General features: G+C 48.8%; 10 protein-coding genes. 9 read left to right on the top strand and 1 reads right to left on the bottom strand.

The window, feature by feature from the left end:
• Window positions 1–9: 9 nt before the first annotated feature.
• Together Q1V85_RS11595 and Q1V85_RS11590 are read left to right on the top strand one after the other, a co-directional pair.
• Entirely contained in the window at window positions 10–1,575 is a 1,566-nt protein-coding gene (locus tag Q1V85_RS11595; RefSeq protein ID WP_300600059.1) for a sodium/solute symporter, read from the top strand.
• A 99-nt stretch (window positions 1,576–1,674) separates the two neighbouring features.
• Entirely contained in the window at window positions 1,675–2,106 is a 432-nt protein-coding gene (locus Q1V85_RS11590; protein ID WP_300600057.1) for an L-rhamnose mutarotase, read from the top strand.
• 771 nt (window positions 2,107–2,877) lie between these two features.
• Here the strand turns inward: Q1V85_RS11590 and Q1V85_RS11585 are convergent.
• Window positions 2,878–3,753 carry an AraC family transcriptional regulator gene (locus Q1V85_RS11585; protein ID WP_300600055.1) on the bottom strand — a complete coding sequence of 292 codons (876 nt, stop codon included), beginning with the start codon at window positions 3,751–3,753 and terminating at the stop codon, window positions 2,878–2,880.
• A gap of 178 nt (window positions 3,754–3,931) precedes the next feature.
• Here Q1V85_RS11585 and Q1V85_RS11580 point away from each other — a divergent pair, with 178 nt between their 5' ends.
• From Q1V85_RS11580 to Q1V85_RS11550, 7 genes are all read left to right on the top strand, one after another.
• Window positions 3,932–4,186 carry a hypothetical protein gene (locus Q1V85_RS11580; protein ID WP_300600053.1) on the top strand — a complete coding sequence of 85 codons (255 nt, stop codon included), beginning with the start codon at window positions 3,932–3,934 and terminating at the stop codon, window positions 4,184–4,186.
• A 57-nt stretch (window positions 4,187–4,243) separates the two neighbouring features.
• Window positions 4,244–7,366 carry a TonB-dependent receptor gene (locus Q1V85_RS11575; RefSeq protein WP_300600051.1) on the top strand — a complete coding sequence of 1,041 codons (3,123 nt, stop codon included), beginning with the start codon at window positions 4,244–4,246 and terminating at the stop codon, window positions 7,364–7,366.
• Window positions 7,367–7,396: 30 nt separating this feature from the next.
• A complete protein-coding gene (locus tag Q1V85_RS11570) occupies window positions 7,397–9,139 on the top strand; it encodes a RagB/SusD family nutrient uptake outer membrane protein (RefSeq protein ID WP_300600050.1) in 1,743 nt (580 codons plus the stop codon).
• Between the two features lie 236 nt (window positions 9,140–9,375).
• A complete protein-coding gene (locus Q1V85_RS11565; RefSeq protein WP_300600048.1) occupies window positions 9,376–11,781 on the top strand; it encodes a hypothetical protein in 2,406 nt (801 codons plus the stop codon).
• A gap of 149 nt (window positions 11,782–11,930) precedes the next feature.
• Window positions 11,931–12,758, top strand: coding sequence for a hypothetical protein (locus tag Q1V85_RS11560; protein ID WP_300600046.1), 828 nt, complete (start codon window positions 11,931–11,933; stop codon window positions 12,756–12,758).
• Complete coding sequence (locus Q1V85_RS11555) at window positions 12,743–14,251, top strand: hypothetical protein (RefSeq protein ID WP_300600045.1); 1,509 nt, start codon at window positions 12,743–12,745, stop codon at window positions 14,249–14,251. Before Q1V85_RS11560 ends, Q1V85_RS11555 begins: the two co-directional genes overlap by 16 nt.
• A gap of 228 nt (window positions 14,252–14,479) precedes the next feature.
• Complete coding sequence (locus Q1V85_RS11550; RefSeq protein ID WP_300600043.1) at window positions 14,480–16,807, top strand: hypothetical protein; 2,328 nt, start codon at window positions 14,480–14,482, stop codon at window positions 16,805–16,807.
• Window positions 16,808–16,893 lie beyond the last annotated feature (86 nt).

The following is a 16,893-nucleotide window of genomic DNA, read 5'->3' as shown; positions in this document are numbered from 1 at the left end:
AGCATACGGATGAATATAACGCTGGGAATCGCAGACTATATCGTTTTGATGGTGTACATCATCCTACTGCTGGCGATCGGTTTTTACCTGAATAAACGGCCGGCTAAAGGCAATACGGATATCTTTCTTGGAGGCCGGACGCTTCGCTGGTGGCAGATCGGTTTTAGCCTGTTCAGTGCCAATGCCGGGCCGATGATGCTGGTGGGTTTTGCTGGGATCGGTTTCTCACAAGGCGTGGTAGGCAGTAATTTTGAGTGGCTTGCCTGGATTTTCCTGTTATTGCTGGCCATGTTTTTCCTGCCGCATTATAGGGCCACAAAGATCAGTACCATGCCGCAGTTTCTGAAATTACGCTTTGGCAACCGGGCGTATAATTTCCTGGTGCTTTATAGTCTTATTTCCATTTTACTGGTGTGGCTCGGAAGCGCATTGTATGCAGGAGGGCTGATTATATCACAGGTATTCGGGTGGTCGTTAACACTTTCGGTGGTACTCGTTACGGTTATTGCCACCAGCTTTACCGCAGTGGGCGGCTTGAAAGCCGTGGTGCGTACGGGTATTTTTCAATCGGTCATCATTATTTTTTCATCGGTGGTGCTCACCTGGCTGGCATTAAAGCGGATTGGCGGCCTGGATGCATTTGTACAGGCTGTTCCGGATCATTACTGGAAATTGTTCCGGCCGGCATCGGATCCGGAATATTCCTGGATCGCCATCATTGCAGGATACCCGGTGGTGGCGGTATACTACTGGTGTGCCGATCAGACGATCGTACAAAAAGTACTGGCAGCCCGGGATCTTAGGGAAGGGCAGTATGGTGCTTTATTCCTGGCGGTGCTAAAGATCATCATGCCGTTGATCTTTATTTTTCCGGGTATGATGTGCTTTGTATTATTTAAGGATACGGCACAATCAGACAATGCCTATATCACCCTGGTAACCCAGCTGATGCCTCACGGATTGCTGGGCCTGTGCCTGGCGGCGCTGATTGCTGCATTGATCGACACCGTTTCCTCCGGTCTCAATTCCTTCAGCACCGTTTTTACCCTGGATGTAGCCGGCCGGTTCCGCGAAATGGATGACGCCGCAAAACGCCGTATAGGAAAATGGGTAACCCTGGTTGCCGGAATACTGGCCATCGGGATTGCGATCCTTTTTTCACGCTCCGGGAAAGGATTTTTTGAGCTGAGCCAGGGGATGGTATCCATACTGGCACCGCCGTTATCGGTGGTATTTCTTACCGGCATCCTTTGGAAACGCATGAGCCGTTTGGCCGCAGAAGTGGTGTTGTACGGCGGCGGCCTGGTTTGCCTGGTTACCGGTGTTTGTAATGTAATGAATGTTCCCTACGCAGGTTTCTGGCCCCATTTTCTGATGCTGTCGGTTTACCTGTTTGCCGGGCTGCTGGCAGTGGCGGTGGTCATCTCCCTGTTATCGCCACGGGTGCAGGATACGTCTGTACTTCCGGCTTTGCTGGAAACCGACAAAAGCCGGGGAACGGACCTCCGGAGGGTATGGGTGGGATGGGCGCTGCTGGCATTGGTGATGGCAGTGATCTACCGGATATTCCGGTAACCATACTTTTAACGGTGTTCACTGAAGCGCGGTAATATGGTGTATGATATTCTTTCAGTACATCGGTGTTTCAATCGTAATTAAAAATAAATACAAATCATGCATACAAAAAAAAGGATCTGCTGTCTTCTGGTGCTGTTCGCTTTACTTGCCGGCATCGCCGCCTGTAAGCAACAACCTGCAGTGGAGGCATTGGAAGAACGGGTCTTTGTGGTAAATATAGTGCCGGGCGATCAAAAATTGCAGGAATACCTGCAGCATCACCAGCAGATCTGGCCGGAGGTGGAAGCCGGTTTTAAAAAAGCCGGTTATAAAAACATCACCCTGTCGCGTTTCGATCACCTGGTGGTGATGTCTGTCCTCGTGCCACGGGGTGCCAGTCTCGACAGTATGAGCAAGGTAGCGGAATCGTATAGCCCCCGCTGCGCCGAATGGAACCGGCTAATGGATACTTACCAGGCCGGGGTAGCCGGTACTGCACCGGGACAAAAGTGGGTAGAGGCAAAGCCGTTTTATTTGTTTGAACGGTAAGATTACGCTAAACGCAATAGCAATCAGTAGTCAGCTATCAGTTATCAGATGCTTCCGTTCCGGATAAGCAGGTCATTTATTCGATGCAAATCCACAATAGATTCATCGTTGCCCCGAACGGGGACGCTACGACTGAAAACTGAGGACTGGTAGCTAAAAGCTCATCCAATGGCAACAATCCGTCAGCTATCAGTTATCAGATGTTTTCGTTTTATACTTGATGCCTGCTCGCTGTTCCTTATACCACTGAAGACTGAAAACTAGGACTGATAGCTAAATGCCCATCCAATGGCCACAAGCCGTCAGCTATCAGTTATCAGACGCTTCCGTTTTATACTTGATGCCTGCTCGCTGTTCCTTATACCACTGAAGACTGAAAACTGAGGACTGGTAGCTAAAAGCTCATCCAATGGCAACAAGCCGTCAGCTATCAGTTATCAGACGTTTCCGTTTTATACTTGATGCCTGCTCGCTGTTCCTTATACCACTGAAGACTGAAAACTGAGGACAGATAGCTAAATGCTCATCCAATGGCAACAAGCCGTCAGCTATCAATTATCAGATGCTTCCGTTTTATACTTGATGCCTGCTCGCAATTCCTTACCAACTGAAGACTGAAAACTGAGGACTGGTAGCTAAAAGCTCATTTGATTCCTCATTTTTACATTTCCACATCTTCAAATTTTCAAATTCAATAGGTCACCAGATTCAGCCACTGAAAACTGATAACTGGTAACTGATAGCTGAAGGCTGAAAGCTAAACACTAATGGCTAAACACCTGCCTCCGCAACCTGGTACTGTTTCAAAAACTCCTTCGGAGACAGGCCCTTGATCTCCTTAAAATGCTTATTGAAATTGGAGATATTATTATACCCGCTGTTATAACAGGCCTCGGAAACATTATGCGATTGTGCCAGTAACAGTTTGGCCGCATGCCCGATGCGTACTTCTTTTATAAAATCGGTAAGGGTTCTCCCAGTTTTGGATTTAAAGAACCGGCAGAAGGCGGCCGACGACATCGGGATCAGGGCGGCCACTTCTTCCAGGGTGATGGGGTTTCTGAAGTGTTTAAAGATATGATCAAATATCTGGTTGATCTTATTGGCTTCACCGGAACTTTCAATGATATTAAAGCCCGGGGAGCTCAGTACCCGAGAAGACGCGGAAAGCGCCAGCACGTCCAGCAACTGTAGCATCAATGCCGACCGGGTAAGTCCCTTTTCGTACAACATCTCCTGCAGGATCATTTTTGCCTTGCGCAGCGTTTCACCTGTAAACAGGACGCCCTTTGCGGCGGCTGCAAACAATGTTGCCAGGTGCCGGGCCTCCGGTTTGCGCAGCAGGCCATCGCCCATAAAATCCGGGAAAAAATGCACTACAATGGCATGTGCGGGAATCAGCGGATCGTTGGTGCGGTAGTACTGCCAGCAATGGGGGAGGTAGCTGGCCATCAGCACCAGCTCCGCGCCCTTAAATTCCTCGATATGATCGCCTATAAAACGTTTGCCGGTACAGTTCTCAATAAGGGCTATTTCAAAGTTGACATGGCACTTAAAGGACTGGTATTTTTTTACCTCCAGGAACTCGGAGCGCACCGTGAAGGATTGATCCGGGGGAAACGTAAAATTCTCGTATATGAACTGCATTAGCTGCTGATTTTGAATATGGTCGTTGTTTTAAAATCTTGCCGTATACCACATGATATCCGTTTTGTACGATTTTTTGCAATCGATTGCAAAAATAACATCAAAACGCGTCAAATTCGCTGTTGGGCAAAAGTATTTTAATCGGAAATTTTGTTTGGCTATTCAATTATAACGATTCATGCACAGCATTAAACCATTATTTAATTATGTTCAAACTAACGAGATTCCTTTTTTGCTTTACAGGCATTTTATGCCTGGTATATATGTATCGGCCTGTGGCGGCGCAGGGGCAGATAAAAGTGGAGGGATGCAAAGGCAATCTGTTGGCGTTACTCCGGTGCGCAGCTTTGCTGGTCTCTTTTGTTATGCAAAAATAACATCAGATCTGGTCAAATCTGTTGTAGGAACCTATAGGTTATTTTACAAATTTTAAGCCGTCGGTTTTTTCTTAAAAGATTGCTTGTTTAAACCGTATTCTAATATTTATTTTATGAGTAAACTAACACGATTGCAATTTCGGGTCTGGAGCGTGATCTGCTTCCTGCTCCTCTCCATGGTTACCCTGGCACAGGAAAACGTTAAAGTAACCGGCCGCATCACTGCCGCCGGTGATGGCGCACCGTTGCCGGGTGCCTCTGTCCTGCAGGAAGGAGGCCCCGCCGCCGCTACTGCCGGGCCAGACGGCGCCTTTGAAATACAAATAACCAAACATTCAAGGCTGATCGTTTCAATGGTGGGTTATGAAACGGTTACCGTTACGCCTGCTGCACAAGCCCTCCTTGTAGCGCTTCAAAAAAAAGAAGAGGGGCTGGACGAAGTAGTGGTGGTGGGGTATGGTACACAAAAGAGATCGCGGTTAACTTCGGCGGTATCATCGATGAATTCAAAGGAGATCCAGCTGATCCCAACCTCTAACCTTTCCAATGTGCTGGCCGGCAGACTGAGCGGACTTTTTGTACAGTCCGGTACCGGCACGCCGGGAATTGGTTCCGATGTGCGGGTGCGGGCAAAGGGATCCTGGAACGGCGGTGAATCGATTTATGTAATTGACGGGGTAGTGCGGGATAAGACCAGCTTTAATGCTCTTGACCCCAATGAAGTAGAGGAGATTACCATCTTAAAAGACGCCGCTTCGGCAGCAATTTACGGATCACGTTCCACCAACGGTGTGGTATTGATCACCACCAAAACGGGAAAAAGCGGTAAGCCCGTTATTCAATTTAATGCCATTGCCGGTATTGAAAAACCCGGCAAAATGCCATCCTATATGAACGTTGCCGATGCGCTGAAATTATCACAAGCCGTAAACGGCGGAATCGGGCAGGATGAAATAGACTGGGTATTAAAAAACAACCCCAAGGGTGAGAATTATTTAAATGCGGCTTACCAGGACCCCACCAATCATAAATATGCCCTGAGTGCCTCCGGTGGTACCAATATGGTTACTTATTACCTGGGAGGCTCTTATTATAGCGAGAAAGGCTTTTTACCCAATGTATGGTATAATAAATATAATTTACGGGGAAAGGTGAGTGCAAAGCTTACCAAAGATCTTACGGTGGGTTTAAACCTCAGCACCAGTTATGGAAGCCGTAACCGGTTTAATTTTACCTATGACTACGGCTCCAATGACCTGAATAATTTGTGGGGCAAGCTGTTGTACTGGGATGCCTGGGCACCGGCATATATCGACGGCAAACCGGTAAACCCCGGATGGCTGGGTAACCCGGTTGAAATGATGAAGAACGGCGGGTATTGGCGGAATAACAACCAGCAGGTAGATGCGTTGATCAATGCAGAATACCAGGTGCCGTTTGTAAAAGGCTTATCGCTGAAGATGGCGTACAGCAAAAATATAGACAACAGCTATATTAAAACCTTTGCCAAAAGACAACTGCTGTATAATTTTAAAACAACCGGTACCAATAACCTGATCCGTACCAATGAGGTCATTGGTACCACTATGAGTACAGAGCCGGGTACTGAATATATAGGCAATGAATACTATAAATCAAATACCTACCAGTTAAACGGACAGCTTTCCTATGACCGTAGTTTTGGCCTGCATCATATCAGCGGGGATGCCGTTTATGAACAATGGGAAGGACAGTACAATGGCTTCAATGCTTACCGGTATAACTTTCCCTTGCTGGCTACCGACCAGTTCTTTGCTGCAAGCGGCGATACCAAGGATTGGCGAAATGGCGGGAGCGAATCGCAGGACGGGCGGTTGTCTTATATCTTCCGGCTGGGCTATGATTATGACGGAAGATACCTGTTATCGGCGTCTATGCGGAGAGACGGTTCCGTTAAATTTGCACCCGATCAGCGCTGGGGTAATTTTCCATCCGTATCCGGTGGCTGGGTGATCTCAAAGGAAGCCTTTTATGATAATTCGGCTCTTTCGAGGATCCTGGATTTTGCAAAGATCCGTTTCTCCTACGGATCCAACGGGTATGATGATCCGGAAGACCGGACGATCGGGAAATGGCTCTGGCTGGATCAGTACAATATTTCTTCTTCCAGTTATTATATGGGCACCAGCGGAAGTGCTGCACCCCGGCTGCTTTATTCGGGTATACCCATCGCCAACCTCACCTGGGAAAAATCGAACTCTTACGACCTGGGGCTCGACCTTACGTTGTTAAAGCAATTCAACCTGACCCTGGACTTCTGGAAGCGGCACACCTACGATATCTTAGGAACCCGTGTTTTGGTAATACCGGCAGAATTCGGAGGTACGTTGCCCGCTGAAAATTACGGGATCGTAGATTCCAGGGGGATGGAAATTGAATTAGGATACCGCCATACCTTTAACTCCGATTTCTCCCTGAATGTGCGCGGCAATTTCAGTATCGCTACCAACAACGTTGTTAAAAAAGATGTAGCAGCCAATGCGCTGGATGTAGACAATCCAAATGGTAAAACACTGGGTTATGGAGCCGGTTACCGGTATGCCGGTATCCTCAGAACCCAGGCGGATATCAATGCGCTACCTGCGGGATTTACATATTTTGGTGCGCCGCCTACATTGGGATCGGCCCGGTTTGAAGACATCAGCGGGGCTGCCGGCAAGCCGGATGGAAAAGTAGATAGTTATGACCGCGTGGTGCTGGGTAAGTATTTTGGCGCAGGCTCCGCACCCTATTCCGGCGGTTTATTACTGGGCTTCAACTATAAAGGAATTACACTGGAAACGCTGTTTGCAGGTATGGCCGGTTTTAAGCTATCGTATAATGACGCCTGGGGACGGAATTTTGGCGGTGGTGCCAAAGTGCCCATGTATCATGCCGATTCCTGGACCACAGATAACACGGCGGGTACCACACCCAAACTCTATCCCTGGGGCAATCCGCAATCCTACGGCTATACGGAAACCTCCACCTTCAATGTATACAACGGAAGCTTTGTACGGCTTAAATACATCAATATCGGCTACCAGTTACCCGGTCAGTTATTAAAACATATAGGAGCAAAAGGCATCAACATCTTTGCTTCGGGCAACAACCTCTTTTATGCATCGAAGTTCAAGTTCTACGATCCCGAGGTGTACCAGTTTATGAGTTATCCAACCATGCGCACATTCTCCGCCGGTATTAATGTCAATTTATAAGCTTTGTTTTCAACACAACATATTACGAGCATGAAAAAGTCAATCAATAGATCCATGGCCATTATACTGGTGGTGTTCGGTTTAACAGCCTGCCAGAAAGTACTGGACAAAAAGAACCTGAGCGCGGTAAATCCCTCAGATGTATGGAGCCGGCCGGAACTGGCAACCGCTTACCTGAATACGATTTACTCCAGCCTGATGCCGGGCAATACCTACGGTAGCGGCAATAGCACCGATGAGGGTGTTGCCTACCAGCGGCAGGCCAATGCCTGGCTGGGTGGCACGGCAACAGAAGATAGTTACAACGGTTTTTCACAATACAATAATATCCGTACCATCAATATCTTCCTGAAGAATATTGCGGCAGCTTCTTTTGATGGGGCTTCCAAAGCCGTACTCACAGGGCAGGGATTGTTCTGGAGGGCGTGGGCCTACTACAGTTTGGTAAAAAACTATGGTGGCGTGCCCCTGATCCTTACTCCGCAGGAGCCCACTACGGATCTGACCGCGTTGCAGGTACCCAGGAGCAAAACTTCGGAATGTGTAACACAGATCCTAAAAGACCTGGACGATGCCATTGCCGTATTGCCCGATGCGTGGACCGGCGAAGACGTGGGAAGAATTGATAAAGGAATCGCCATGGCGTTTAAAGGAAGGGTGCTGTTGTTTTTTGCGAGCCCTTTATTCAACGGGTTAGGCGGCATAGCCTCCTGGCAAAAGGCCTATGATGCCAACAAAGCGGCAAAGGACTTCCTGATAGCCCGCGGAAAAGGGTTGTACCCCGCCTATGATAAGATATGGGACGATGAGCTGAACAAGGAAGTGGTAATGGTACGGCGATACAATTATCCCCAGGCTACGTACTTTCAGGGTGGGCTGATACCGCTGAACTGGTCAAAGGATGATGTGGGTTATGACCGGCCCTCCCTCGAGCTGGTGAATGCCTTCCCCATGAAAGACGGATCTGCATGGAGCGCGCAAAACCGGTTATACGATACGCTGTTCCGGAGCAGGGATAACCGGTTTTATGCAAATATTTACTATAATGGCGCGCCCAACCAGTACCTGGCGGGAATGAAGACATCCAACACCTACCTGTGGACCTACTTTGATCATATTGACAACTATTACGGACCCGCCGGAATTGCCGGTCAGCACAACCAGATTACCACCGACCCGCTCTGGTCCAATTCCAGTTTTTACCGGATAAAGGCTATCGATAAAACCATTACAGCCGGAACCGTTTATAACGCAGCAGTAGACTGGCCCGAGATCCGTTTTGCCGAAGTGCTGATGAATTTTGGCGAATGTGCCAATGAAACCGGTAAGGATGCTGAGGCGCTGGATGTATTGAAGCAGATCCGTCAAAGAGCTGGTATATGGCCGGGCGCTGCGAATAACTATGGTATTACCGCTGTTTCGCAGGCCGATATCCGCACGGCCTATCAAAACGAGCGCTTTGTAGAATTTTGCTTCGAAGGAAAACGCTGGGACGATCTGCGCCGCTGGAAATTGTTTGGTTACCTGAGAACGCTTGCGCAACGACATGGCCTGGCCATTGAATTAAAACCCGGCGAAACCGCTGTACAGCCTTTAAGCGATATCAATACGGTATGGACAAAATTTAAATCTACCGTGGTGCAAACGGAAAGTACCAATATCGCCATTCCGGATAAGTTTTATTTTTATGGAATCGCCAAGACTTTAAGGGACCGGAACCCTTTATTAAAGCAAAATAATAACTGGGGGGGCGATTTTGATCCGTTGCAGTAATGAAGAAGTGGGAATAAAAACCCATTAAGCTTTTTACATGCATTAATACGCGTCATCTCTTAAGGTTTTTTATACGGGAATACTATAGCGCCATCTTTTTAATTTGTCTCATTTTCTCTCTTATACGATCCTGGGGGCTGTCTGTAAAAGGACAGCTTCCCATTTTATGAACCATAGCGATAAAGAAACGGGATAAAGCCGTAGCTTGCCGGCAGATATACATTTAATAAACGAATATGCAGTATCGAAAATTGATCAGCTGTTTCATCCTCCTGCTTTGCAGCCGGTGCCTGATGGCAGTAGAACTAAAAACCGCTCTTACCCGTATTGTTATTAATGACAAAGGATTTTACACCTCCATAAAAGTGAATGACCGCGAAATTATGAGTATGGGCGCTTACCCCATCGTATCTGCGGTGAAGGATGGGCAGATCCTGCTTCCCAAAGCCCTTAAAACAACCGGGAATAAATTTTTGCTCACGATGGAAGACAACCAGGTGCTGGAACTGATCGTGCGGCAACAGCAGCAGGCCATTACCTACGAGGTGGGCGATATCAGCCATGCGTATAATGCCCTGGTATTTGGCCCGGTAAAAGTAACGCTTCATGAAGTGGTGGGTGAGGTAGTAGGTGTGGCCCAGGGTGGTGAGCTGGCCTTTGCCATGCAAGCACTGAATATTAAGACCAATGGAGGCATTCCCCAGGAATATGCACCTGCCTATGGAAGTTTCTTTAAGTATGCGGGCAGCAACACGGATCTTTCGGTTTCCAGCACGCCCTATTATAATTTTGCGGTGGCAGATGCAACAGACGGCGCCGTGTTTCAATTGTCGGCCCGGAATCGTTCAGAACTGGCCTACCGGAAAGTAAACCAGGTAGAAAAAGTGTTGGTGCTACCGGTAACCGGTTCTGAGGGGAATATTACCGGTGCGCGAATCGCGCTATTTGGCGACCAGCGCAGCCGGATCCTGGAACGGATCGGTAAGGTGGAAGTAGAGCAGGGGCTGCCGCATCCGCTGATCGAAGGTGAATGGGGTAAGGTTTCAAGAGGGGCCATGCGTTCTTACCTGATCACCAATTTTTCCGGAGAAGATATGGATATGGCCCTGGATAAAACACAGCGCGCCGGGTTTAAAACGATATACCATCCGGATCCTTTTAAAACCTGGGGGCATTTTGAATGGAACCCATCCTTAACAAAGAACGGTGATCAGGGAATAAAAAGCCTGGCGGACCGGGCTTCAAAAATGGGTATAAAGATCGGCGTGCATACACTCTCCAATTTCTTAACAACCAATGATGCGTATGTAACACCGGTACCCAGTAAGCAATTGCTCAAACAGGGAGTGCTCGAGCTCATCGGCAATATTGACGATGTGCAGACCCGTTTTGAGGTGGCGGCCTCCGATCTGTTCAATGTGCCGCTTACATTGAACGCGCTGCAGATCGGCGATGAGCTGATCACCTTTGGAAAGGCGGAAAAGAACGGGGACCGGATGGTGCTTACCGGTTGTACGCGGGGCGCGTTTGGCACACAGAAAGCATCGCACGAAAAAAAGGAGCCGCTGTATAAATTATGGGATTATCCCTACCGCACCCTGTTCCCTGACCTGGATTTGCAGGATGCGTTTGCTCATCGTTTGGCCGATATCTTTAATAAAACGGGTATCAGGCAGATCTCCTTTGACGGGCTGGAAGGCTGTATGTACACGGGCCAGGATTACTATGCCACCGCCAGATTTGTAACAGAATATTACAACCGGCTCAACAATAAAGCCGATCTGATCAATGATGCCAGCCGCCTGGATCACTTCCTCTGGCATATACATACCCGCATGAACTGGGGCGAACCCTGGGGTGAGGAAATGCGCAAAGGGCAGGTGGCCAGCCGCATAAAGAACCAGGATTACTTCAGGCGAAACCTGTTTCCGCGGATGCTGGGATGGTTCCTGGTGCGCCTGGCGGAACGTAATTTTGAAGCCACCTCCCTGGAAGACCTGGAATGGGCCCTATCGGAGTCGGCAGGCTTTGATGCCGGCTATGCGATGAGCATTAATATGAAAACATTAAAAGACCACGGGCAGATCAATACCTTACTGGATGCCATGAAGAACTGGGATGAACTGCGGTATGCCAATGTATTTACAGAAGAACAAAAACAACGACTGCGCGATCCGGAAACCGAATGGCACCTGGAAAAGCAAAATGAAAAGGACTTCCTGCTATACCCGTTATTTATCTCCGACCGGTTCCGTTGCAACTTATCGGAGATGCAGCCGGGCCAGCCGGGCGGTGCGGACTGGTCATGGCAGAGCCCGGAGGAAGGAACCTATGCCCTGCGGATAAAAATAGAGGGCGAAGGTGCCATTGCCAATCCGTCGTTTACCACGTCGTTGGGTGTGTTAAAGATCGAAGGTAAGTTGCAGGCAAACCAGTACATCCTGCTGGATCACCAGGGGAAGGCTACACTAACGGATCAGAATTATAAGGTGTTATCATCGTTAAATGTGCAGGGCAAGGCATTATTACCCAGGGGTGCATCCGGCGTATCGTTTGCATGTGAAGGGACGGGAGATTCCAAACCCGATGTAGTGGTGCGGTACAACACCCGGTTATCTCCGCAGAAGATCAGCAAACCCTGAACAGCTGTTCCGCATTGGATTGCTTAGCGGTTGCCTGCCGGAAAGCCTGGTCGGTGTATTGCAAAAAAAGCATTGAGGTTGGTCAATTTCAATGTGGTATGGCATCTGTCTTTTTAGAATCTTTATGAACAGAAAGATAACTGTATACAATGAATCGAAGCTATTTTACGTACTTGCTGTTTTCAGGATTGCTGGTGTTTACAAACCTGCATCTTTGCGCCCAATGGGATTTTAAAACAGATTATTTTAGAATCCATCTCAGCAATAACGGTTTTATTACGAGTATGAAAAATATTACGGTAAAGCCGGCGCGGGAATTTAGTGCGGCGAACCGGCCCTCCCCGCTGATGCTGCTTTATGATGGCAGGAAGAAAATATATTATGAACCAGTAAACGCCGCTTATAAGCCGGCAGAAAAATTATTGACGCTCACTTACAGCAACGGATCAGTAGCGCGCATCCTTATTGCTACGCATAAAAAATATCTGAGATTGCAATTGCAGTCGCTCTCAAAGCGTGAAGAGATCGAAGCCATTCAATGGGGATCTTATCATACGAATATTACCAACCTGATGGGAGAGATCATTGGTGTGGCAAGGGATACCAGCGCAAAATTGAATTATGCGATCGGTATGCTGGCCCTTAACGATAATACACTGGGAGGAATGGCTACCACGGTGGGAGATGCGGCACCGTTTCAATACATCATTCATACACCGGATGCAAAGCGGTTTCCCTTGCCGGATTCGCTGTATGAAGGACAGGTATTCAGCCTGGGTGGTAACGGCATCAGTGATGTAGCCTTTTATGCCCATAAAGAGCCCTGGTACCGGATCCTGTATGGAGACGCCGCACAGGTGGATCGGGCTGGACAAATCTCGATCTCCTACCAGTCGAGAGACCGTTCGAAAAAACGGGAAGTGTTTTTTTCGCTGATCCCGCATATGCGAAAAAACGGGAAGTGTTTTTTTCGCTGATCCCGCATATGGCGGCCAATATTCCCAACCACATCGATGTACAATCCCTGCCCGGTGTGGATTATATCGGTTCCGCCGTAGCTTTATGGGGCAGCCCGGATAGTACGGCATTGATGGATGTGATCCAAAACATCGTGTTATCCGAAAAATTGCCGCATCCCACGATTAATGGAAAATGGGTAAAAGATCCCGCGGCTTTTGTTCCGGATGCCCTCACTGCCGGCAACCTGAATGACAGCATTATCGCTTATACCAGCCGGCTGGGTTTTAAGGCGATCAGTTTATATGACCAGGGATTTCTGCGGGCCGACCGGGGAAATGAAGGCTATATCGATGGAAAACATTTTGAGCGGAAACCGATAAAGATGACCGGGGGCAACCTCTCGCACAAAGCATTTTCCGCACTTGCTGCAAAACAGGGCATCATCATCGGAAGAACACCCATCACCAATGCATTGGCGCCGGGTACTAAAGATGCCAGCCCGGTACCCAGCGATAGCCTTTGTTACCAGCAAAAGCGGTTGCTTGCCAAAAATATCAGTGCCATTGATACCATCATCGTGGTAGATGATCCCCGGTATCTCGAAGAGATCGCCAGCTGGGAAGGACATTGCGCCAATCTGAATATGATAAAGATCGGCAAGGAGCTGATCCATTACCTGGGTGTATCCGATAAACCACCTTACCGCCTGCTGAATGTAAAACGTGGCTACTGGAAAACGATACCAGCGGCCCATCCGGCAGGAGACACGCTCTACAAGCTGCAGGTAACCGTAAATTATGGTTACGACGGCGTTATTCCCGATATGGAGCTGCAGGATGAAATTGCCAAACACTTTGCGGATGTCTGCAAAATTAACGGGATCGCCTATTATGATTTCGACGGGCAGGAATTCCTGTTTAATAACGGGCACGGGTATTATTCTGCAAAGCGTTTTTTCCGCAATATGTTTGAACGGGCTACGGCGCTGGGGGTTCCCTATATCCGGTTTACGGGTGCTACCTTATCCGAAGGATCCTGGCATTACCAAAGCATCTGGAATGTGGGTGGCGGTAAAAATTTGTATGATGCAGATACCCGGGAGTGGGGCAGCACCACCAGTCAGGGAAAAGACCTCAGGGATGTAACCTATGCCAATTTTTTCCCGGTGGGCATGGGCGGCAACTTCCCCATCCGGAAAAATTCCACAGTAGAGCAGTATGAACATGTGCAGGCCATCTCCGTGGGCGTAGGCACTACCTACAGTTTAACGCTCAACCAGAAAGACGTGGAAAGCTGTCCGCAAAAGGAAGCGATCTTTCACGTGATCCGTACCTGGGAAGATGCCCGGGCGGCCAGTGCCTTTCCCCGGTGGATCAAAACAGAATTATCGGATCCGGCAAAAAGCTGGCGGCTGGAACCCGGGAATAACAAAAATACCTGGACCCTGTACCGGATGATTGACGGAAACAAAACACAGCCCGTTGTATTAAAAAGAGCAAAGGGGTATTAATGATGGCTACCGAAGTGCCGGAAGGCTGATGATTACAGCGTCAGGCGAACAGGAACTGGTGATGGAAAAACCGATTGCTGGAGACAGCATATCGTTTATAAAAAGGGACAGTTGTATCTTGCCGACCGGGCGCGCAAATTCCCGGATATGATTCCGGTAAGCGAGCGATATTCTCCGCAACAAAGTGCTGTGAGATATCTTGTCTCACAGTAAAACAACATCACATACATGAATCGTAACTTCTGTATTTTATCTTTTTTGTTCATAGGTCTGGGCGGTTTGTTTTGCCAGACCGCCGGTGCGCAGGATTTCAACGCGGTGGATCGTTGGTTGAAACCGCTCAATGGGCATATCCGGATCAGCATCAAAAAATACGATGGTACAACCCTTATCCAGGAACAGGTGGCTACACAGGAGCAACCCAAATTGACCGGTGGATGGCAGGTAACATTACAGGCACAGCCGGTTAAGGCGATACCCGGGGCACTGGACATTACTGCTGTTTTCTCCCTCACCAATGGAACCTCAAAAGCAACCGCCGTAAATGTAGATATGGACTTCAGCGGCTGGAGCCGGGATAACTATGTACTGGCTCCGGCCATTCTATACAATGGCAACCGCTATCATTCCATCGGAAACGGTTATAATCCGGATTATACAAAGGAAATGTACTATAATCCCAAAGTTCCTTTAACGATCTCTAATAACCCGCGCCTGTCCATAGAACCGGGAACGGCATCACTAGTAGAGCTCCAGACAGGCAATACGGCCATACCGGCACTTTGTTTTTACGCGCCGGCAGCACAAAAAAGCTTTATGCTATTAACCGGTCAGCGATCGGAGTTTGGTAATCACGGGCTCAGTATCAGCGAAAATGCAGCCGGCGATCACTGCCGCTTTTCCATTACGGCTCCTGCTATGCGTAAACAGGCACCGGGTTTTGGCGACTTTCATCCCAGTGGGGATAAGGCGCCCGACTGGAAGGCCGGAGATCAGCTTTCATTGCGTTTCAGGGTATATACCATGCATGCAACCGGCATCCCGGATCTCCTGACGGCATTTATGAAACACCGGAAGGATATCATGGGTCCTAACCAGCCGCGCAACTGGCTGCCGATGAGCTATTATACCGGGCTTGCTACCACCATTACCAGCAATAACTTCCGGGAGTTTCCGGTGGGCAGCTACTACCTGCCGGAGAATAGTAAAGACTTCCAGTTGGGTTGGGTAAGTGGTATGATGAATACCTACCCGGTGCTGGCATTGAATAATAGGAAGGAGCGGGATCGCGTGGCGGCGGAACTGGATTTTGTGGTAAATAAACTGCAGGGTGCCAGCGGTTATTTTTACGGGGGTATTACGTCAGATGGAAAGATCCGGCCGGAAAAGATGCACCCGGCATTCCCGGAAGTACAGGCCATGGTCCGCAAAAATGCAGACGCCCTGTTATGGCTGTTAAAACACCTCATGTTGCTGAAGGCACAGGGCTATGGTGCGGCCATTCACCCGGAATGGGAAGCGGCAGCTAAAAAACTGGCGGCCGCTTTTACCCGTACCTGGAAACAGGAGGGCGAATTCGGACAGTACATCGCGCCGGCTACCGGCAGGATCGCCGTGTACAATTCCACTGCGGGGGCCATTGTGCCAGCCGGACTGGCCATTGCATCGGATTATTTTAAAAAACCGGAATGGCTGCAGGTTGCCAAAGCAGCTGCGGAATATTATTACCAGCGGGATGTAGTGAAACAGGGACTTACCGGGGGCGATTGCGGAGACATTTCCATGGACGCCAATTCTGAATCGGCCTTTGGTTTTCTCGAATCTCTAATGGCCGTTTATCAGTATACCGGCGATAAAAGTTGGTTAGAAAAAGCAGAAGTGCAGGCAGCCCTCTGTGCCACCTGGACGATCTCCTACGACCCGGTTTTCCCGGTCAACAGCCAGATCGGAAAACTGGGGAGTCATATGGCCGGTGCGGTATGGGCCAGCATCCAAAACAAACATGCAGCACCGGGTATCTGTACGGCTTCGGGTGATTATTTATTCAAACTGTTCAGGGCTACCGGTAACCCGCTTTATGCCGATCTGATCCGGGATATCCAGCATGCCCACGCGGAGGCTGTAAACATTCCGCCGGATCACTATACCACCCACAACCTGGTGGGCAGCAGCATGGAGCGCATTCAGCCCTGCGATGCAGAAGGAACAGGCAGTATTGGCAACTATATCAATACCCGCAATTCCTGGACAGAAACCAACGGTGCTTTGATGGCCATTGAGTTGCCGGGTATTTATGTACAGCCCGATAAAAAAATGATCCGGGTATTTGATCATGTGGAGGCAAGGATCGTAAATGCCGATAGAGCCGGCATAACGCTGGCTGTAAAAAACAATACCCGCTATGATGCATCCGTATCCGTGTTTGCCGAGAACAGCACCCAGGCTCAAAAGCCCTTATCCTATACAGCATTTACAGGCTGGCCAAAGATCGCAGTAGCCTCAGGCACAGAAGTGCTGGTACAGGTAACCCCCGATGGGAAAGTGCATCTTCATTAACACTGACCGTACCCAACTTTTCACTTTAAACTTCTCACTTTCAACATTTCACTTCTCACTTTACATTTCACTTCTCACTCAATGAT

It is taken from the genome of Niabella sp. (assembly GCF_030150205.1).
GTDB lineage: Bacteria > Bacteroidota > Bacteroidia > Chitinophagales > Chitinophagaceae > Niabella.
The sequence above is the reverse complement of the archived record's forward strand: the minus strand, read 5'-3'. Positions and strand labels throughout refer to the sequence as shown.

Excerpts from the sequence above, each read along its gene's own strand:
- Q1V85_RS11580 (WP_300600053.1), top strand. The coding sequence starts at position 3,932 with ATGCACAGCATTAAACCATTATTTAATTATGTTCAAACTAACGAGATT.
- Q1V85_RS11560 (WP_300600046.1), top strand. The coding sequence starts at position 11,931 with ATGAATCGAAGCTATTTTACGTACTTGCTGTTTTCAGGATTGCTGGTG.
- Q1V85_RS11575 (WP_300600051.1), top strand. The coding sequence starts at position 4,244 with ATGAGTAAACTAACACGATTGCAATTTCGGGTCTGGAGCGTGATCTGC.
- Q1V85_RS11585 (WP_300600055.1), bottom strand. The coding sequence starts at position 3,753 with ATGCAGTTCATATACGAGAATTTTACGTTTCCCCCGGATCAATCCTTC.
- Q1V85_RS11550 (WP_300600043.1), top strand. The coding sequence starts at position 14,480 with ATGAATCGTAACTTCTGTATTTTATCTTTTTTGTTCATAGGTCTGGGC.
- Q1V85_RS11590 (WP_300600057.1), top strand. The coding sequence starts at position 1,675 with ATGCATACAAAAAAAAGGATCTGCTGTCTTCTGGTGCTGTTCGCTTTA.
- Q1V85_RS11570 (WP_300600050.1), top strand. The coding sequence starts at position 7,397 with ATGAAAAAGTCAATCAATAGATCCATGGCCATTATACTGGTGGTGTTC.
- Q1V85_RS11565 (WP_300600048.1), top strand. The coding sequence starts at position 9,376 with ATGCAGTATCGAAAATTGATCAGCTGTTTCATCCTCCTGCTTTGCAGC.
- Q1V85_RS11595 (WP_300600059.1), top strand. The coding sequence starts at position 10 with ATGAATATAACGCTGGGAATCGCAGACTATATCGTTTTGATGGTGTAC.